Source organism: Phenylobacterium aquaticum (genome assembly GCF_022695515.1).
Classification (GTDB): Bacteria; Pseudomonadota; Alphaproteobacteria; order Caulobacterales; family Caulobacteraceae; genus Phenylobacterium; species Phenylobacterium aquaticum.
This window is the reverse complement of sequence record NZ_JALDPT010000044.1, coordinates 21,511-35,354: the sequence shown is the minus strand read 5'-3', so window position 1 is coordinate 35,354 and position 13,844 is coordinate 21,511. Positions and strand designations below refer to the sequence as shown.

At 69.0% G+C, this 13,844-nt stretch carries 16 protein-coding genes; 6 read left to right on the top strand and 10 right to left on the bottom strand.

The annotated features are described in order from the left end of the window. Window positions 1–292 (top strand): hypothetical protein (locus MQH10_RS23095; protein ID WP_242566337.1); only part of this gene is annotated, 292 nt, incomplete at its 5' end. Window positions 293–343: 51 nt separating this feature from the next. On the opposite strand, the gene folP is transcribed toward MQH10_RS23095, so the two are convergent. Continuing rightward, a complete protein-coding gene (gene folP, locus MQH10_RS23090) occupies window positions 344–1,159 on the bottom strand; it encodes a dihydropteroate synthase (RefSeq protein WP_242566336.1) in 816 nt (271 codons plus the stop codon). Window positions 1,160–1,320: 161 nt separating this feature from the next. Here folP and MQH10_RS23085 point away from each other — a divergent pair, with 161 nt between their 5' ends. After that, window positions 1,321–1,524 (top strand): hypothetical protein, encoded by a 204-nt coding sequence (locus tag MQH10_RS23085; RefSeq protein WP_242566335.1) that lies wholly within the window; start codon window positions 1,321–1,323, stop codon window positions 1,522–1,524. Here the strand turns inward: MQH10_RS23085 and ftsH are convergent. Both ftsH and rpsU read right to left on the bottom strand, forming a co-directional pair. After that, the gene (gene ftsH / locus MQH10_RS23080; RefSeq protein WP_242566334.1) at window positions 1,521–3,404 is read right to left on the bottom strand and encodes an ATP-dependent zinc metalloprotease FtsH; all 1,884 of its coding nucleotides are present in this window, start codon (window positions 3,402–3,404) and stop codon (window positions 1,521–1,523) included. The genes MQH10_RS23085 and ftsH overlap by 4 nt on opposite strands. Before the next feature lie 193 nt (window positions 3,405–3,597). Beyond that, entirely contained in the window at window positions 3,598–3,831 is a 234-nt protein-coding gene (rpsU, locus tag MQH10_RS23075) for a 30S ribosomal protein S21 (protein ID WP_091735317.1), read from the bottom strand. Between the two features lie 187 nt (window positions 3,832–4,018). On the opposite strand from rpsU, the gene MQH10_RS23070 reads away from it, so the two are divergent. Both MQH10_RS23070 and MQH10_RS23065 read left to right on the top strand, forming a co-directional pair. Next, a complete protein-coding gene (locus MQH10_RS23070; protein WP_242566333.1) occupies window positions 4,019–4,687 on the top strand; it encodes a COQ9 family protein in 669 nt (222 codons plus the stop codon). Window positions 4,688–4,749: 62 nt separating this feature from the next. Then, window positions 4,750–5,607 carry a crotonase/enoyl-CoA hydratase family protein gene (locus tag MQH10_RS23065; RefSeq protein ID WP_242566332.1) on the top strand — a complete coding sequence of 286 codons (858 nt, stop codon included), beginning with the start codon at window positions 4,750–4,752 and terminating at the stop codon, window positions 5,605–5,607. A 176-nt stretch (window positions 5,608–5,783) separates the two neighbouring features. On the opposite strand, the gene MQH10_RS23060 is transcribed toward MQH10_RS23065, so the two are convergent. The 6 genes from MQH10_RS23060 to MQH10_RS26945 all read right to left on the bottom strand — a co-directional run bounded on the left by MQH10_RS23060 (window position 5,784) and on the right by MQH10_RS26945 (window position 9,969). Then, window positions 5,784–6,995 carry a pentapeptide repeat-containing protein gene (locus MQH10_RS23060; RefSeq protein ID WP_242566331.1) on the bottom strand — a complete coding sequence of 404 codons (1,212 nt, stop codon included), beginning with the start codon at window positions 6,993–6,995 and terminating at the stop codon, window positions 5,784–5,786. Window positions 6,996–7,098: 103 nt separating this feature from the next. Next, a complete protein-coding gene (locus MQH10_RS23055; protein WP_242566330.1) occupies window positions 7,099–8,055 on the bottom strand; it encodes a magnesium transporter CorA family protein in 957 nt (318 codons plus the stop codon). Between the two features lie 60 nt (window positions 8,056–8,115). Further along, complete coding sequence (locus MQH10_RS23050) at window positions 8,116–8,796, bottom strand: CHAP domain-containing protein (RefSeq protein WP_242566329.1); 681 nt, start codon at window positions 8,794–8,796, stop codon at window positions 8,116–8,118. Window positions 8,797–8,864: 68 nt separating this feature from the next. Continuing rightward, complete coding sequence (locus MQH10_RS26955) at window positions 8,865–9,242, bottom strand: acyltransferase family protein (protein WP_336605210.1); 378 nt, start codon at window positions 9,240–9,242, stop codon at window positions 8,865–8,867. Next, a complete protein-coding gene (locus MQH10_RS26950) occupies window positions 9,203–9,535 on the bottom strand; it encodes a hypothetical protein (RefSeq protein ID WP_336605211.1) in 333 nt (110 codons plus the stop codon). The genes MQH10_RS26955 and MQH10_RS26950 overlap by 40 nt, the downstream gene beginning before the upstream one ends. After that, window positions 9,508–9,969, bottom strand: a complete 462-nt coding sequence (locus MQH10_RS26945) for an acyltransferase family protein (RefSeq protein ID WP_336605209.1) — start codon at window positions 9,967–9,969, stop codon at window positions 9,508–9,510. The genes MQH10_RS26950 and MQH10_RS26945 overlap by 28 nt, the downstream gene beginning before the upstream one ends. A gap of 141 nt (window positions 9,970–10,110) precedes the next feature. On the opposite strand from MQH10_RS26945, the gene MQH10_RS23040 reads away from it, so the two are divergent. Beyond that, window positions 10,111–10,902, top strand: coding sequence for a TerC family protein (locus MQH10_RS23040; RefSeq protein ID WP_242566328.1), 792 nt, complete (start codon window positions 10,111–10,113; stop codon window positions 10,900–10,902). A gap of 43 nt (window positions 10,903–10,945) precedes the next feature. On the opposite strand, the gene MQH10_RS23035 is transcribed toward MQH10_RS23040, so the two are convergent. After that, window positions 10,946–13,108: a primosomal protein N' gene (locus MQH10_RS23035; RefSeq protein ID WP_242566327.1), complete on the bottom strand. Its 2,163-nt coding sequence runs from the start codon at window positions 13,106–13,108 to the stop codon at window positions 10,946–10,948. A 75-nt stretch (window positions 13,109–13,183) separates the two neighbouring features. On the opposite strand from MQH10_RS23035, the gene fsa reads away from it, so the two are divergent. After that, window positions 13,184–13,837, top strand: a complete 654-nt coding sequence (fsa, locus tag MQH10_RS23030; protein ID WP_242566326.1) for a fructose-6-phosphate aldolase — start codon at window positions 13,184–13,186, stop codon at window positions 13,835–13,837. Window positions 13,838–13,844: the final 7 nt, after the last annotated feature.

Here is a 13,844-nt window from a genome sequence, read left to right as displayed (position 1 = left end):
CCCGCCCGCGGCCGCGGCCGCTCCGGCGACCGGGACCGCGGCGGACACCAGCGCCACCGCCGCAGCCCTGGCCGTCGGCCTGCCGGTCAAGGACAACACCGGCGCGGTGGTCGGCGAGATCACCCAGCTCAAGCCCGAGGCCGGCGGCAAGCAGACCGCCACCATCAAGATGGGCGCGGAGACCTTCGCCGTCGACACCGCCAGCCTGGCCGTCGCCAGCGACGGGGCGACCATCAACGCCTCTCAGGCCGAGCTGAAAACCATGATCAAGGCGTCGAAGCCGCACAAATAGGCCCCGCGCCCCGTCCGCCGGCGGCATGCGCCGGGGGGCGGGGCGTAGACCTCAGCCCGCCGCCTGGAGCGCGCGCGCGACCGCCAGGGCCTGGACCGTCTCGACGACGTCATGGACCCGCACGGCGGCGACCCCCGCCCGCGCGCCGGCCAGGGCGCAGGCCAGAGACCCGCCCAGGCGATCGCCGGGGGATTCCGCCCTTGGGTCTATCGCCTTGATGAAGCTCTTGCGGCTCACCCCCAGCAGCATGGGAAAGCCCAGGGCCACGAAGCGATCCAGGCGCGCCAGCAGCGCCAGATTGTGGGCGAGCGTCTTGCCGAAGCCGATGCCGGGATCCAGCCAGATCCGATCGCGCGCCACCCCGGCGGCCATGGCGGCCTCGGCCCGGGCCAGGAGATAGGCCTCCACCTCCCCCACCACATCCTCATAGCGCGGCGCGGTCTGCATGGTGCGCGGGTCGCCCAGCATGTGCATGAGCACCACCTGGCAGCCGAGTTCGGCCGCGACCTCGGCGGAGTCCGGCGCCCAGGTCAGGGCGGACACGTCATTCCAGATGTCGGCGCCGGCGGCCACGGCGGCGCGGGCGACCTCAGGCTTCATGGTGTCGACGCTGAGCGTGATCGGGCGCTCGGCCCGCAGGGCGGCGATCAGCGGAACGACGCGCTCGATCTCGGTCCCGGCGTCCACCGCCGGCGCGCCGGGACGGGTGGATTCCCCGCCGATATCCAGGATCTGGGCGCCCTCGGCCGCCATGCGGCGGGCCTGAACCAGGGCTGCGGCCGGATCGAGAAACCGTCCTCCGTCCGAAAAACTGTCCGGCGTGGCGTTGAGAATTCCCATCACCCGGACAGGGGCGGCGTCTGGCATCTGGACCTCTTCCGGCACGCGGGAACGCACTATGCCTGGGCGCCCCATATCGGGTAAAGCTTAGCCGCGAGGCAAGGATGACGCCGGTGACCGTGCTGGGCGCCGATCGACTTCCGGCGGTCACATTGCGGTGCTAGGCGACGGTCCATAGGAGCCAAGTCATGGTGATGAACCCTCTCCGCCTGCTCCGACGGCACGAACGTCTCAAGCGCGAGTCGCTGGACGAGGCGCAGGTTCTGCGCCGCCGTCACGGCGACGACGCCATCGCCGCCGCCAAGGAGAAGCTGGCCCGCACGGACCTCACCAGCTGGTATCGACAGGTGCTCGAACGCGCGATCCTCGTCCTGCAGAAGGAACTGGTCTAGGCCGGCTCGGGATCCGCCCGCGGGGTGATCGGCACCGCCACGGCGGGTCCGGCGGGCCGCTTGGCCTCGCTGTCGTCGCGGTTGGGGGCCACGCCCTTGATGACGTTGATGATCTCGTCGCCGGTCAGGGTCTCATATTCCAGCAGCGCCTTGGCCAGCGTGTGCAGGTCGTCGATCTTGGTGGTCAGGATGCGACGGGCCTCGTCGAAGCCGCCCTGCACCAGGGCCTTGACCTCGGCGTCGATCAGCTTGGCGGTCTCTTCCGAGATGCTCTGGGTGCGCGAGACCGAATGGCCGAGGAACACCTCGTCCTGGTTCTCGCCGTAGGACACCACGCCCAGCTTGTCCGAGAAGCCCCACTTGGTGACCATGGCGCGGGCCAGCTTGGTGGCCTGGTCGATGTCGGACGAGGCGCCGGAGGTGATCTTCTCCTTGCCGAAGATGATCTCTTCGGCCATGCGGCCGCCCATCAGGATGGTCAGGCGCGAGGTCATCTGCTCGTAGGACATGCTGAGCTGATCCCGCTCGGGCAGCTGCATGACCATGCCGAGCGCGCGGCCGCGGGGAATGATGGTCGCCTTGTGCACCGGGTCGGTGGCGGGGACGTTCAGGGCCACCAGGGCGTGGCCGCCCTCGTGATAGGCGGTCAGGCGCTTCTCGTCCTCGCTCATGGCCATGGACTTGCGCTCGGCGCCCATCATGACCCGGTCCTTGGCCTCTTCGAAGTCGCGGTGCAGGACCATGCGGCGGTTCTTGCGGGCGGCGGTGAGCGCCGCCTCATTGACCAGGTTGGCCAGGTCCGCGCCGGAGAAGCCGGGGGTGCCGCGGGCGATGGTGCGCACGTCGACGTCGGCGGCGAGCGGCACGTTCTTCATGTGGACGCGCAGGATGCGTTCGCGGCCGCCCACGTCGGGGTTCGGCACCACGACCTGGCGGTCGAACCGGCCCGGACGCAGCAGGGCGGGGTCGAGCACGTCGGGACGGTTGGTCGAGGCGATGACGATGATCGCCTCATTGGGATCGAAGCCGTCCATCTCGACCAGCAGCTGGTTCAGGGTCTGCTCGCGTTCGTCATTGCCGCCGCCCAGGCCCGCGCCGCGATGGCGGCCGACGGCGTCGATCTCGTCGATGAAGATGATGCAGGGGCTGTTCTTCTTGGCCTGCTCGAACATGTCGCGCACGCGGCTGGCGCCGACGCCGACGAACATCTCCACGAAGTCGGAGCCCGAGATGTAGAAGAACGGCACGCCGGCCTCGCCGGCCACGGCGCGGCCCAGCAGGGTCTTGCCGGTCCCGGGGGGGCCGACCATCAGGGCGCCCTTGGGGATCTTGCCGCCCAGGCGCTGGAATTTCTGCGGGTCCTTCAGGAAGTCGACGATCTCGGTCAGCTCTTCCTTGGCCTCGTCGACGCCGGCCACGTCGTCGAAGGTCACCCGGTTCTTGTTCTCGGTCAGCATGCGGGCCTTGGACTTGCCGAAGCCCATGGCGCCGCGGGCGCCGCCCTGCATCTGGCGCATGAAGAAGATCCAGACCCCGATCAGCAGCAGGATCGGCAGGGACTGGACGATGAAGCCCACCAGGGTGAAGCCCCCGGGCTGCTTGACGGAGATGTTCGCGCCCTGGCCTTCCAGGCGCTTGACCAGATCGTCCTGGTTGTTGGGGGTGACCGCGGCGAAGGTCTTGCCCGCGCCGTCCTTGACCACGACCCGCGCGCCGGAGATCTCGGCCTCCTTCACGTCGCCCGCGCCAACCTTGTTGAGCAGCTGGGAATAGGTGATCTCGCTGAGGTTCGCGGTGCGCGTTCCCCCGGCCATCATGCTGTAGAGGCCAATCAGGACGACGACGACGACGCCCCAGATAGCAAGATTACGCAGGTTCATGATCGTCCAAACCGTCTCGGAAATGTCCGCCGAAGACTCAGATAGGTGGGTCGGCGAGGGTCCACCAGCAAGGCCCATGCCGCGCGGCGTATAATCGCGCCTCGGATGGGATGATTTTCAGGGCGCGGACCATAGCAAAAAGGCCGCGCGATGTCCGCGCGGCCTTTCCGAACTTGGTCTTCGCAGCCGGGGATCAGCGCGCGGGCTTCTTCGGCGCGGCGATCAGGCCTTCGCGCTGGGCGCGCTTGCGGGCCAGCTTGCGGGCGCGACGGACAGCTTCGGCCTTTTGACGGGCGCGCTTTTCCGACGGCTTTTCGTAGTGCACGTGCCGCTTCATTTCGCGGAACGAGCCCTCACGCTGCATCTTCTTCTTCAGCGCCTTGAGGGCCTGATCGACGTTGTTGTCGCGGACGAAAATCTGAACCAGAGGTCTCTCTCCTGTCACCCGTTCCCGCTCGGCCTACCTTTGCGGGGCGGCGGCGAACGGACAAAAGTCTGCATAGATCTGAATAACCCGGAGGAGCCCCTGCCGGGTTTGAGCGCGGCGAGATAGCAGATGCTTAAGCCCATGTCCACGGCGGACAGACGCCTCAAGCCGTTCTAATATGGGCCTCATGACCGACACCCTCGCCCCCGACCGTCCCGCGCCGTCCGCTTCCGGAACAGACTGGGCCGGCCAGGCCGAGCAGCGGGTGCTGGACGGGGCCCTGAAGCTGGCGCCCGCCCGCGGCTGGACCTGGCCCATGGTGCGGGCGGCGGGCAAGGCGGCGGGCTTCTCCGGCCCCGAGACCGAGCTCCTGCTGCCGCACGGTCCCCGCGACCTGGCCGCCCTGTTGTCGCGCCGCCATGACGCCCGCGCCCTCGCCGCCCTGCCCGATCCGGGAACCTTGAAGATCCGCGATCGCATCCGCCGCGCGGTCCTGGCCCGCATCGACGCCGCCTGCGCCGACGACGCCGCCACCCGGCGCTGGAGCGGCTATCTGTCCCTGCCGCTCAACCTGCCGCTGGCCCTGTCGCTCCTGTGGGACTCGGCCGACGCCCTGTGGCGCTGGGCCGGCGACACCGCCACCGACGAGAACCACTATTCCAAGCGCGCCATCCTGTCGGGGATCCTGGCCGGGGCGCTGGCGCTCCGCCTGCATTCCGGTCCGGCCGAGGCCGAGGCCTTCCTCGACGCCCGCATCGACAATGTGATGGCCTTCGAGAAGTGGAAGGCGGGCCTCTCTGCGCACGATGTCATGGGCGAGGTCGCCCGGGCGCTGGGGAAGATGCGCTACCGCTAAGGCCCTTCCCTTTCCCCCCGTCACCGGCGGAGAATGGTGCAAACCATTGGGGAGAGACCGCCATGAGCGCCGCCGACAAGACCTGGACCTGCTTCAACGTCAGCATCGAGGACGGGGTGGCGCATATCCAGCTCAAGCGCCCCGAGGCCATGAACTCGATGATCCGCGAGTTCTGGAACGAGCTGCCGGCGATCGTGAAGGACATCGACGACAACGCCCGGGCCCGCGCCATCGTCATCTCCTCGACCGGCAAGCACTTCTCGGCCGGCATGGATCTGGCGGTGTTCGGCGGCGGGGGCTCGACCTCGACCAACCAGACCGCCGACCGCTGGCTCAACGCCGAGGCCCAACGGCACCATATCCTGTGGCTGCAGAACTGCTTCGGCTGCCTCGACGAGGCCCGCATGCCGGTGATCGCCGCGATCCAGGGCGGCTGCATCGGCGGCGCCGTGGACATGACCAGCGCCTGCGACATCCGCTACGCCTCGGCCGACGCCTTCTTCTGCATCCAGGAGATCAATATCGGCATGACCGCCGACGTCGGCACCTTCCCGCGGCTGTGCAAGATCATCCCCGAGGGCTGGGTGCGCGAGATGGCCTATACGGGCCGCCGCATGCCGGCGCTGAAGGCCAAGGAGATCGGCTGGGTCAATGAGGTGCTGGCGACCCACGAGGAGTGCGTGGCCCATGCGCTCGCCACCGCCCGCGAGATCGCGTCCAAGGCGCCTCTGGCCGTCACCGGCTCCAAGGTGATGATCAACTACGCCCGCGACCACACCATCAAGGACGGGCTGGACTATATCGCGGTCTGGCAGACCGGCATGTTCGCCGGCCCGCACATGGGCGAGGCCTTCAAGGCCAAGGCCGAGAAGCGCGATCCCGTGTTCCAGGACCTGCAGCCCCTGCGCCACGAGATGTGACGTTAAAGCTCCTCCCCCAGCGCGGAGCGCGAAGTGGGGGAGGTGGCTCGGCGCGCGAGCGGCGAGACGGAGGGGGCCGCCGCGATGGCGGCGGATGCGGCGGCGGCCGAGGTCCGCCCTACGGGTCGGCCCCCTCAGCCGCTTCGCGGCAGCTCCCCCAGCGGGGGAGCAGCATTCTAAACCTCCAGTTCGGCGCCCTTCAGGTCGCAGCCGCGCAGCTTGACGCCGTACATGTCGGCCTGGAGGAACCGCGCCCGTTGCGCATGGGCCCCCGTGAGGTCGGCCAGGCGCAGCTTGGCGCGGGACAGGTCGGTGCGCACCAGCCGGCCCTCGCCGATGGCGAGCGGGCCGAGCTTGGCCTCGCGGAGATCGGCCTTGCTGAGATCGGCGCCGATCAGCTTGGCCCCGCGCAGGTCCGCCCCCTTGAGATTGACCCCGCGCAGGTCGGCGCCGTTGAGGTCCGCGCCCTGCAGCTGGGCGCCGGACAGATCCATGCCGAAGAACACCGCGCCGGGGGCCACCAGGGCGGTCAGCCGCCGCCGGCGCAATTGGCCGACCACACGGAAATCCACCTCGCCGAGCTTGGCGATCTTCCCCTTGGCGCCCTGGCTGTCGCAATAGGCCTCGTGCTCGGCCAGCACGTCCGGCAGGGGCCGGTCGTCGATGAAGATCGCCCGCGGCGGGCTGCGCAGCACCCCGGTGGTGTCGGCGCCCTCGAGATTGACGAAGCCCAGATCGACCTTGGTCAGGACCGCCCGGCGCATTGAGGCGTTCGAGAAGTCCGCGCCGTCCACGGCGGCGCCGGTCAGGTCCGCGCCGTCGAGCAGGGCGGCGATCAGCCGGGCCCCGCCCAGTCGCGCGCCCGCCAGATTGGTGTCGGACAGGTCCGCCGCCCGCGGCCCGCCCATGGTCTGGACATTGACCATCCGGGCGCCGGCCACGACGGCGATCTGGCTCTCATGGGCCTTGGCGTCGTGGGACAGGACCTGGAAGCCGTCGACCCGGTCCTGCAGGGCGATCAGCCCCTCGCGCAGGTCGCAGGCCTCGAGATTGGCGTTGGCCAGGTTGGCGCCGCGCAGACAGACGCCGCGCAGGTCGGCCTGATGCAGATTGGCCTCGCGCAGATCGGTGTCGCGCAGGTCGGCGCCGAAGAAGGTGGCGCGGGCCAGGTCCGCGCCGCGCAGCGAGGCCTCGTTCAGGCGCGCCCCCGACAGGTCCGCCTCGCGCAGATCGACCCCGTCGAGCTGGCGGTTGGTGAGGTCCACATAGGAGAGCTGGGCCCGCCGGCCGCCGCTGCGCCCCGCCAGATAGCGACGGTGAGCCTCCACGATCGCCCGCAGGGCGTCGGTTTCAAGGGTTCGGAAGAGGCGGGCGGCTGAAGTCGACATGGGCAAGGGTCCGTCGTCGAACAGGTTCGTCGAGCGCGCTTAAGGAAGAATTGCGACGTCTGGTCGCAGGGCGGAATATTCGCGGCCTGCGGGAGTGGCCGCGTCAGAACCAGCCGCGGCGCTTGAACCACCAGGCCGGCCCAAGGCCGGTCAGCACCATCAGGCCGAGCGCCATGGGATAGCCGAGCTTCCAGCTGAGCTCCGGCATGTGGGCGAAGTTCATGCCGTAGATCGCCCCCACCAGGGTGGGCGGCATCAGGATCACGGTCGCGAGCGAGAACACCTTCATGATGTTGTTCTGCTCGATATTGATCAGGCCCAGCGCCGCATCTAGCAGGAACGAGATGTGGGTGCCGAGATGGCCGGAGTGTTCGGTCAGGGACTGGACGTCGTGCTGGATCGAATGGAGGTGGGCCTTGCGGGCCGGCTCCTCGCCGATCTCGTGGGCCAGCATGGCGAAGCTGGCGAGGCGGCCCAGGCTGATCAGGCTGATCTGGGCCATGGCGGTGATCGACTGGGTCCGCGACAGGCCGGTGAGCAGCGGCTCGAAGGCCGCGCCGCGCGGGCGGTCGAAGATGGCGTTGGACGAGGCCTGGACCCGCTCCGAGCCGCGCTCCAGCACCGAGGCCAGGCGCTCGACCACCGCCTCCAGGAGCCCCATCAGGGCCTCGCCGCCGCAGGTCGGCTTGCCGTTCTGGGTCGCGGCCTGGGCGAAGGCCTCGAAGGCCTTCAGGCGGTCATAGCGGATGGTGACCAGCACCTCGCCCGCCAGGACGAAGGTGACCGGGGTGGCGGCGGGATGCTCCCCGTCGCTGCGGGCCAGCAGCGACGCCGTCAGGAAGGTGGCGCCGCTCTCCTGGTAGAGCCGGCTGGAGGGCTCGATCTGGGCCATTTCCTCGCGGGTGGGGAGATCCAGGTTCAGCGCCTGCTCAACGGCGAGTTCTTCCTCGCGGGTCGGGCATTCCAGGTCGATCCACAGGGTGTCGGCCGGCGGCGTCCAGCCGGGCGCGATCGTCACCGTCTCCAGGCTCGAGGCCCCCTGGCGCAACAGATGCAGCATGAAATCCTCCGCGCCTTCTCATGCGAGGCGCGGGGCTTCAGGTCAACGCGCAGGCGTCGATCAGTGCTGGTCGTTCGACTGGGGCGACATGGCGGCCTGGATCAGGGCCGCGATACGGTCGGTGGAGTCGGCCGCCTGGCTCAACATGGCCATCGGACCAGCGCCGGGACGCACTGTGGACACCACCTGGGTGGCCGCGCTCTGGGCCATGGCGATGGCCGCGTTCTGCGCCGCGTTGAAGCCGGAATTGGCCATCCGCGTCGCATTGGCGTCCTGATAGATGAAGCCGTAGGTCGGATAGGTGGTCGAGCCGAGGTCGCGGACCGGATCGTACCAGACCTTGACCGTCGACCAGTCGCCCATGGGCGAGACGTCGATGACGGTGACGTCCTTCTCGATCTGCCCGCGGGTCCCGCCGATGCGCGACCAGTTGGCGTGGGTGATCTGGATCACCCGGTCGGTGAGGACCTGGGTCACAACGGCGACATGGCCGAGGGTCATCTTGCCGGTCGGCTTGAAGCAGAGCACCGCCCCCGCCTTGGGCGAGAAGCCGGTGTCATAGTGACCCGCGGCCTGCTTCCACCAGGTGTAGGCGTCGCCAAAGATCTGAATGCCCGACATCAGCCGCGCGAAAGGCACGCACTGCCAATAGGTGTCGGCGACGGCTCCCGACAGGGGCGTCAGTGTCATAACCGCTACGGCGGCAAGGGAACCCAGCAGGGTCCTCGTCCGTTTAAGCATGTTAGAGGAACTCCCCCACGCGAACTGGCGTTAGGGATACTCATCCCGTGCGCGAATGAAAAGGGGATTTATGCGGTTGCGGCCGAAGGTCGCCGCGCCGCCAGCGAATCCGCCATGAGCTTCATGCGCTCCCGGGCGGGCTTCTCGATCAGATGATAAGACACCGCGGCCAGTGGAACCACCGAAATCAAGAAAACTAACCACAAGCCCAAGGGCAGTTCCTTATTGTTAAGCTGCAGGACCCTGATGACAAGATTCGGGAATACAATCTTCCACGGGATGCAGATCATATAGACGGAGTAGCTGATCTCTCCGAGGTAGACCAAGGGCCGGGCGCTCAAGAGATCCGAGCCGGTTTGCGCCAGACGCGCCAAGAAGAAGATCAACCCGCCCAGACCGATCACAATCACCGTGTCCGAGGCCCCGGCCGCCGCGGCGACGAGCACGCCGGCGCCTGAAAAGCGGCGCCCAGCAAGGCCTGGTTGCGATTCTCCCCCGGCCTCGCGCGCCACAGGGCGTGCAGGGCGCAGCCATAGGCGAAGCACGGAACGATTCTCAGCGCGCCCCAGCGGATGGTGGCCAGTGTCAGGGGGAAGCCCGCCACCGCCTGGAAGCCGGCATAGAGGACGGCGATCAAGGCCATGGCCAGGCCGACCGCGACCAGGGGCCGGTCCTTCAGCTTCAGGGCCGCCCAGGCGAAGGCGGGGAAGCTCAGATAGGCGAACCATTCGGCCGAGATCGACCAGGAGGGATGGTTCCAGCCGGCGACCGGCGAAAGCCCCCAGGCCTGGTCAGGGTCAGATTGGCCGGCAGGCTCGACCAGGACATGATGTTGGGGTCCACGGCGATCCCGGCGACGCCGGCGGCCGCCGCCATCAGGCCCATGGCCGCCAGGGTGGCCAGATGCAGCGGATAGACCCTGGCCAGTCGCGCCCACAGGAAGGACCCGTAGCGGAACCGCCCGGTCTCGACGCTGGTGCGATAGACATGGGACAGGATGAAGCCCGACAGGATGAAGAACAGCTCCACCCCCAGATAGCCCTTGGCGATCGCCGCGGGCTCGGCATGGGCCGAGGCGCCGGCCAGGTTCGGCCAATAGTGGAACAGCACCACCCACAGCGCCGCGAAGAAGCGCAGGGAGGTCAGGGGTTTGATGTTCTGGCCGTCGGTCATCGGCGCGGGCGTCCTGCTGAGGCGGCCGGGGCCGCGTCCTGAGGTCACCATCGCCCATAACCCTCACCGTCCGGTTAGCGGCTGGTGACGGCGGGCGGTTGCGCTACATAGGAGGTCCAACTTCGCCTCCCGAGGACCCTCATGCCGAGCCTTATGGCCCTGATCTCCGATCCCGCCGCCTGGGCGGCGCTGATCACCCTGGTCGTCATGGAGGTGGTGCTCGGCGTCGACAACCTGGTCTTCATCTCGATCCTGACCAACAAGTTGCCGCCGGAAAGCCGCACCCGTGCGCGGCGCATCGGCATCAGCCTGGCGCTCATCCTGCGGCTCGGCCTGCTCTCGACCCTGGCCTTCCTGGCCGGCCTGACCACCCCGGTCTTCGAGCTGCCCTGGAAGGGACCGATCGGCGAGGGCGGCCACCCGGCCTTCGAGCTGGCCTTCTCCTGGCGCGACCTGGTGCTGATCGCCGGCGGCCTGTTCCTGGTCTGGAAGGCGACCACCGAGATCCACCATTCGGTCGACACCCACGCCAGCGACGACCTCCTGGACAAGAAGGCGCCGGTGGCCATGAACTTCGGCGCGGCGATCGTGCAGATCCTGCTGCTCGACATCGTTTTCTCGATCGACTCCATCCTGACCGCCGTGGGCATGACCGATCACCTGCCGATCATGATGGTGGCGGTGATCGTGGCCGTCGGCCTGATGATGGTGGCGTCCGACCCCCTGGCCAATTTCATCAACAACAATCCCAGCGTGGTGATGCTGGCGCTCGGCTTCCTCTTGATGATCGGCGCGACCCTGATCGCCGACGGCTTCGGGGTGCATGTGCCCAAGGGCTACATCTATGCGGCCATGGCCTTCTCCGGCCTGGTCGAGGGGCTGAACATGGCCTCGCGCGCCGCCGAGGCGAAGAAGCGCAAGGCGGGTCACTGACGCCTCTTCTCCCTCTCCCCGCAAGGCGGGGCGAGGGAGAGGTTCAGAGGAAGCTGTAGGGATCCACGTCTATGGCCACCCGGATCGCGCCGGGGGGCCGGACCCTCGCCCGCCAGGCCGCCATATAGGCCGACAGGTCCACGCCGCGGCCCGCCTGGACCAGGAACCGCTTGCGCCGCCGCCCGCGGATCAGGCCGAGCGGCGCGTCGGCCGGACCATAAATCTTCACGCCCTCGGTGTTGGGCGCCGCCTCGGCCATGCCGCGGGCGAAGGTTTCCAGGGCCGCCGGATCGGGGCCTGAGACGATCACCGCCGCCAGCCGGCCGAAGGGCGGCAGGCCCGCCAGCTCGCGCTCGTTCAGCTCGGTCTCGGTGAAGGCGTCGCGGTCCTGGGCCTTCAGCGCCTGCATCACCGCATGGTCGGGCGCATAGGTCTGCAGCAGCGCCCGGCCCGGCCGGTCGCGCCGCCCCGCCCGGCCCGTGGCCTGGGCCAGGAGCTGATAGGTCCGCTCCGCCGCCCGCAGGTCCCCGCCTCTCAGGCCGAGGTCGGCGTCGACCACCCCCACCAGGGTCAGCTTGGGGAAGTTGTGACCCTTGGCCGCCGCCTGGGTCGCGACCAGGATGTCGATCTCGCCCTCCTCCATCGACGCCACCAGCCGGCGCGCCTCCTTGGCGTCCCAGACCGTGTCGGACGAGAACACCGCCACCCGGGCCTCGGGGAACAGGGCGCGGGCCTCCTCCTCCACCCGCTCCACCCCCGGACCGATGGAGACCAGGCTGTCCTTGGCCCCGCAGTGGGGGCAGGCCTCGGGCTTCATCATGGAGAAGCCGGTGAGGTGGCAGACCAGCCGGCCGGAATAGCGGTGCTCGACCAGCCAGCTGTCGGTGTCCGGCGAGGTCAGGCGCTCGCCGCAGGACTTGCAGAGCACCAGCGGCGCATAGCCCCGGCGATTGAGGAACAGAAGGGTCTGCTCGCCGGCGGCCAGGGTCTCGGTCATGGCCTCGACCAGGGGCGGGGACAGCCAGCGGCCCTTGTCCGGCGGGGTCTCGCGCAGATCGATCAGGGTGATGTCGGGCAATTGCGCCGTCCCGTGGCGGGAGGTCAGCCTGAGCCAGCGATAGCGGCCGGTCTCGGCGTTGCGCAGGGATTCCAGCGAGGGCGTCGCCGAGGCCAGCACCACGGCGGCGTTTTCGATCTTGCCGCGCGCCACCGCCAGGTCGCGGGCCTGATAGATAAAGCCCTCCTCCTGCTTGTAGGAGCTGTCGTGCTCCTCATCGACGACGATCAGGGCGAGCTTGTTGAACGGCAGGAACAGGGCCGAGCGGGCGCCGACCACGATACGACAGTCGCCGGAGGCCACACCGTCCCACACCTGGCGGCGCAGGGGCGGGGCGATGTCGGAATGCCATTCCCCGGGCGCGGCGCCGAACCGCGCCGCCACCCGGCCGATCACCGCCTGGGTGAGCGCGATCTCCGGCAGCAGGATCAGCACCTGGGCCTGCGGATCGGCGGCCAGCGCCGCGTGCGCCGCCTCCAGATAGACCTCGGTCTTGCCGGAGCCCGTCACCCCGTCGAGCAGGGCGACATTGAAGCCCCCCTCCCCCACCATGGCGACCAGGGCCTTGGCCGCCGCGTCCTGGCTGGCGTTGAGCCGGTGGCCGGGCAGGCCCAGGTCCGGGGCGTCGAATTGGGCGCCAGCCTCGACCAACAACACCGCCAGCACGCCCTCGTCGACCAGGCCCTTGATCACCCCGGAGGAGACGCCGGCCGCCCGCGCCAGCTCGGCCGGGGGCATCTGGGCGTCCGCCAGGGTCTCCAGCACCTTGGCGCGCGCCGCCGTCGGCCGGGCCGGCGCCTCGCCCGTGGCCTCGACCACGCGCTCCGGCTTGGGCCGGGGAACACGGGCGCCGCGGAGCGCGATGGCGAGCGCCGCGCCGGGGACATCGGCGGCGTAGCGCGCCGCCCACTGCACGAACTCCAGGGTGCCGGGCGGCAGGGGCGCATCGTCCAGCTTGGCGTCAACGGGCTTCAGGGGTCGGTTGCCCCCGGCCGCCTCGCGCAGGCCGGTCACCACGCCGCGGATCATCCGCGGCCCCAGCGGGGCGGCCACCTGATCACCCACCTTGAGATCCATGCCGTCCGGTTCGGCATAATCGAAGGCTTCGGGAAGCGGCATGGGCAGCAGAACGGACGCGATGCGGCTCATGCCGCCATACCCGCTTTGAGTTCGTCACCTGCGGGCGCTAAAAGACCCGTCCTCTCGAACCCCAGGCTGATCTGCATGCAACTGTTTCTCGACACCACCGACGTCAGCGTCCTCAAGGACCTGACCGCCACCGGTCTGGTCGATGGCGTCACCACCAATCCTACGCTGATCGCCAAGTCGGGTCGGCCCATGCTGGAGGTCATCGCCGAGATTTGCAGTCTCGTCGAGGGCCCGGTGAGCGCCGAGGTCGCCGCGACCGAGGTCGAGGGCATGTTGAAGGAAGGCGCCAAGCTCGCCGCCATCGCCCCCAATGTCGTGGTCAAGCTGCCGCTCACCCGCGCCGGGCTGATCGCCACCGCCGAATTCGCGGTCCAGGGCATCCAGACCAATGTCACCCTGTGCTTCACCGCCGCCCAGGCCCTGTTGGCCGCCAAGGCCGGCGCGACCTACATCTCGCCCTTCGTCGGCCGGCTCGACGACTATGGCGCGACCGGCATGGACCTGATCGCCGAGATCCGCGCCATCTACGACAACTACGAGTTCGACACCGAGATCCTGGCCGCCTCGATCCGCACCCCGACCCATGTGACCCAGGCCGCCCTGGCCGGCGCCGACTGCGCGACCATTCCGCCCACCGTCTTCTTGGACCTCTTCAAGCACCCGTTAACCGAGAAGGGTCTTGATCAGTTCATGAAGGACTGGGCCCAGACGGGGCAGTCCATCCTGTAAAATGCGG

What these genes read in the sequence shown, in the direction of transcription:
- MQH10_RS23035 (WP_242566327.1), bottom strand. Translation starts at nt 13,108, where the DNA reads ATGAGCCGCATCGCGTCCGTTCTGCTGCCCATGCCGCTTCCCGAAGCC.
- MQH10_RS23065 (WP_242566332.1), top strand. Translation starts at nt 4,750, where the DNA reads ATGAGCGCCGCCGACAAGACCTGGACCTGCTTCAACGTCAGCATCGAG.
- MQH10_RS23040 (WP_242566328.1), top strand. Translation starts at nt 10,111, where the DNA reads ATGCCGAGCCTTATGGCCCTGATCTCCGATCCCGCCGCCTGGGCGGCG.
- MQH10_RS23085 (WP_242566335.1), top strand. Translation starts at nt 1,321, where the DNA reads ATGGTGATGAACCCTCTCCGCCTGCTCCGACGGCACGAACGTCTCAAG.
- MQH10_RS23060 (WP_242566331.1), bottom strand. Translation starts at nt 6,995, where the DNA reads ATGTCGACTTCAGCCGCCCGCCTCTTCCGAACCCTTGAAACCGACGCC.
- MQH10_RS23050 (WP_242566329.1), bottom strand. Translation starts at nt 8,796, where the DNA reads ATGCTTAAACGGACGAGGACCCTGCTGGGTTCCCTTGCCGCCGTAGCG.
- ftsH (WP_242566334.1), bottom strand. Translation starts at nt 3,404, where the DNA reads ATGAACCTGCGTAATCTTGCTATCTGGGGCGTCGTCGTCGTCGTCCTG.
- MQH10_RS23070 (WP_242566333.1), top strand. Translation starts at nt 4,019, where the DNA reads ATGACCGACACCCTCGCCCCCGACCGTCCCGCGCCGTCCGCTTCCGGA.
- MQH10_RS23055 (WP_242566330.1), bottom strand. Translation starts at nt 8,055, where the DNA reads ATGCTGCATCTGTTGCGCCAGGGGGCCTCGAGCCTGGAGACGGTGACG.
- folP (WP_242566336.1), bottom strand. Translation starts at nt 1,159, where the DNA reads ATGCCAGACGCCGCCCCTGTCCGGGTGATGGGAATTCTCAACGCCACG.
- MQH10_RS26945 (WP_336605209.1), bottom strand. Translation starts at nt 9,969, where the DNA reads ATGACCGACGGCCAGAACATCAAACCCCTGACCTCCCTGCGCTTCTTC.
- fsa (WP_242566326.1), top strand. Translation starts at nt 13,184, where the DNA reads ATGCAACTGTTTCTCGACACCACCGACGTCAGCGTCCTCAAGGACCTG.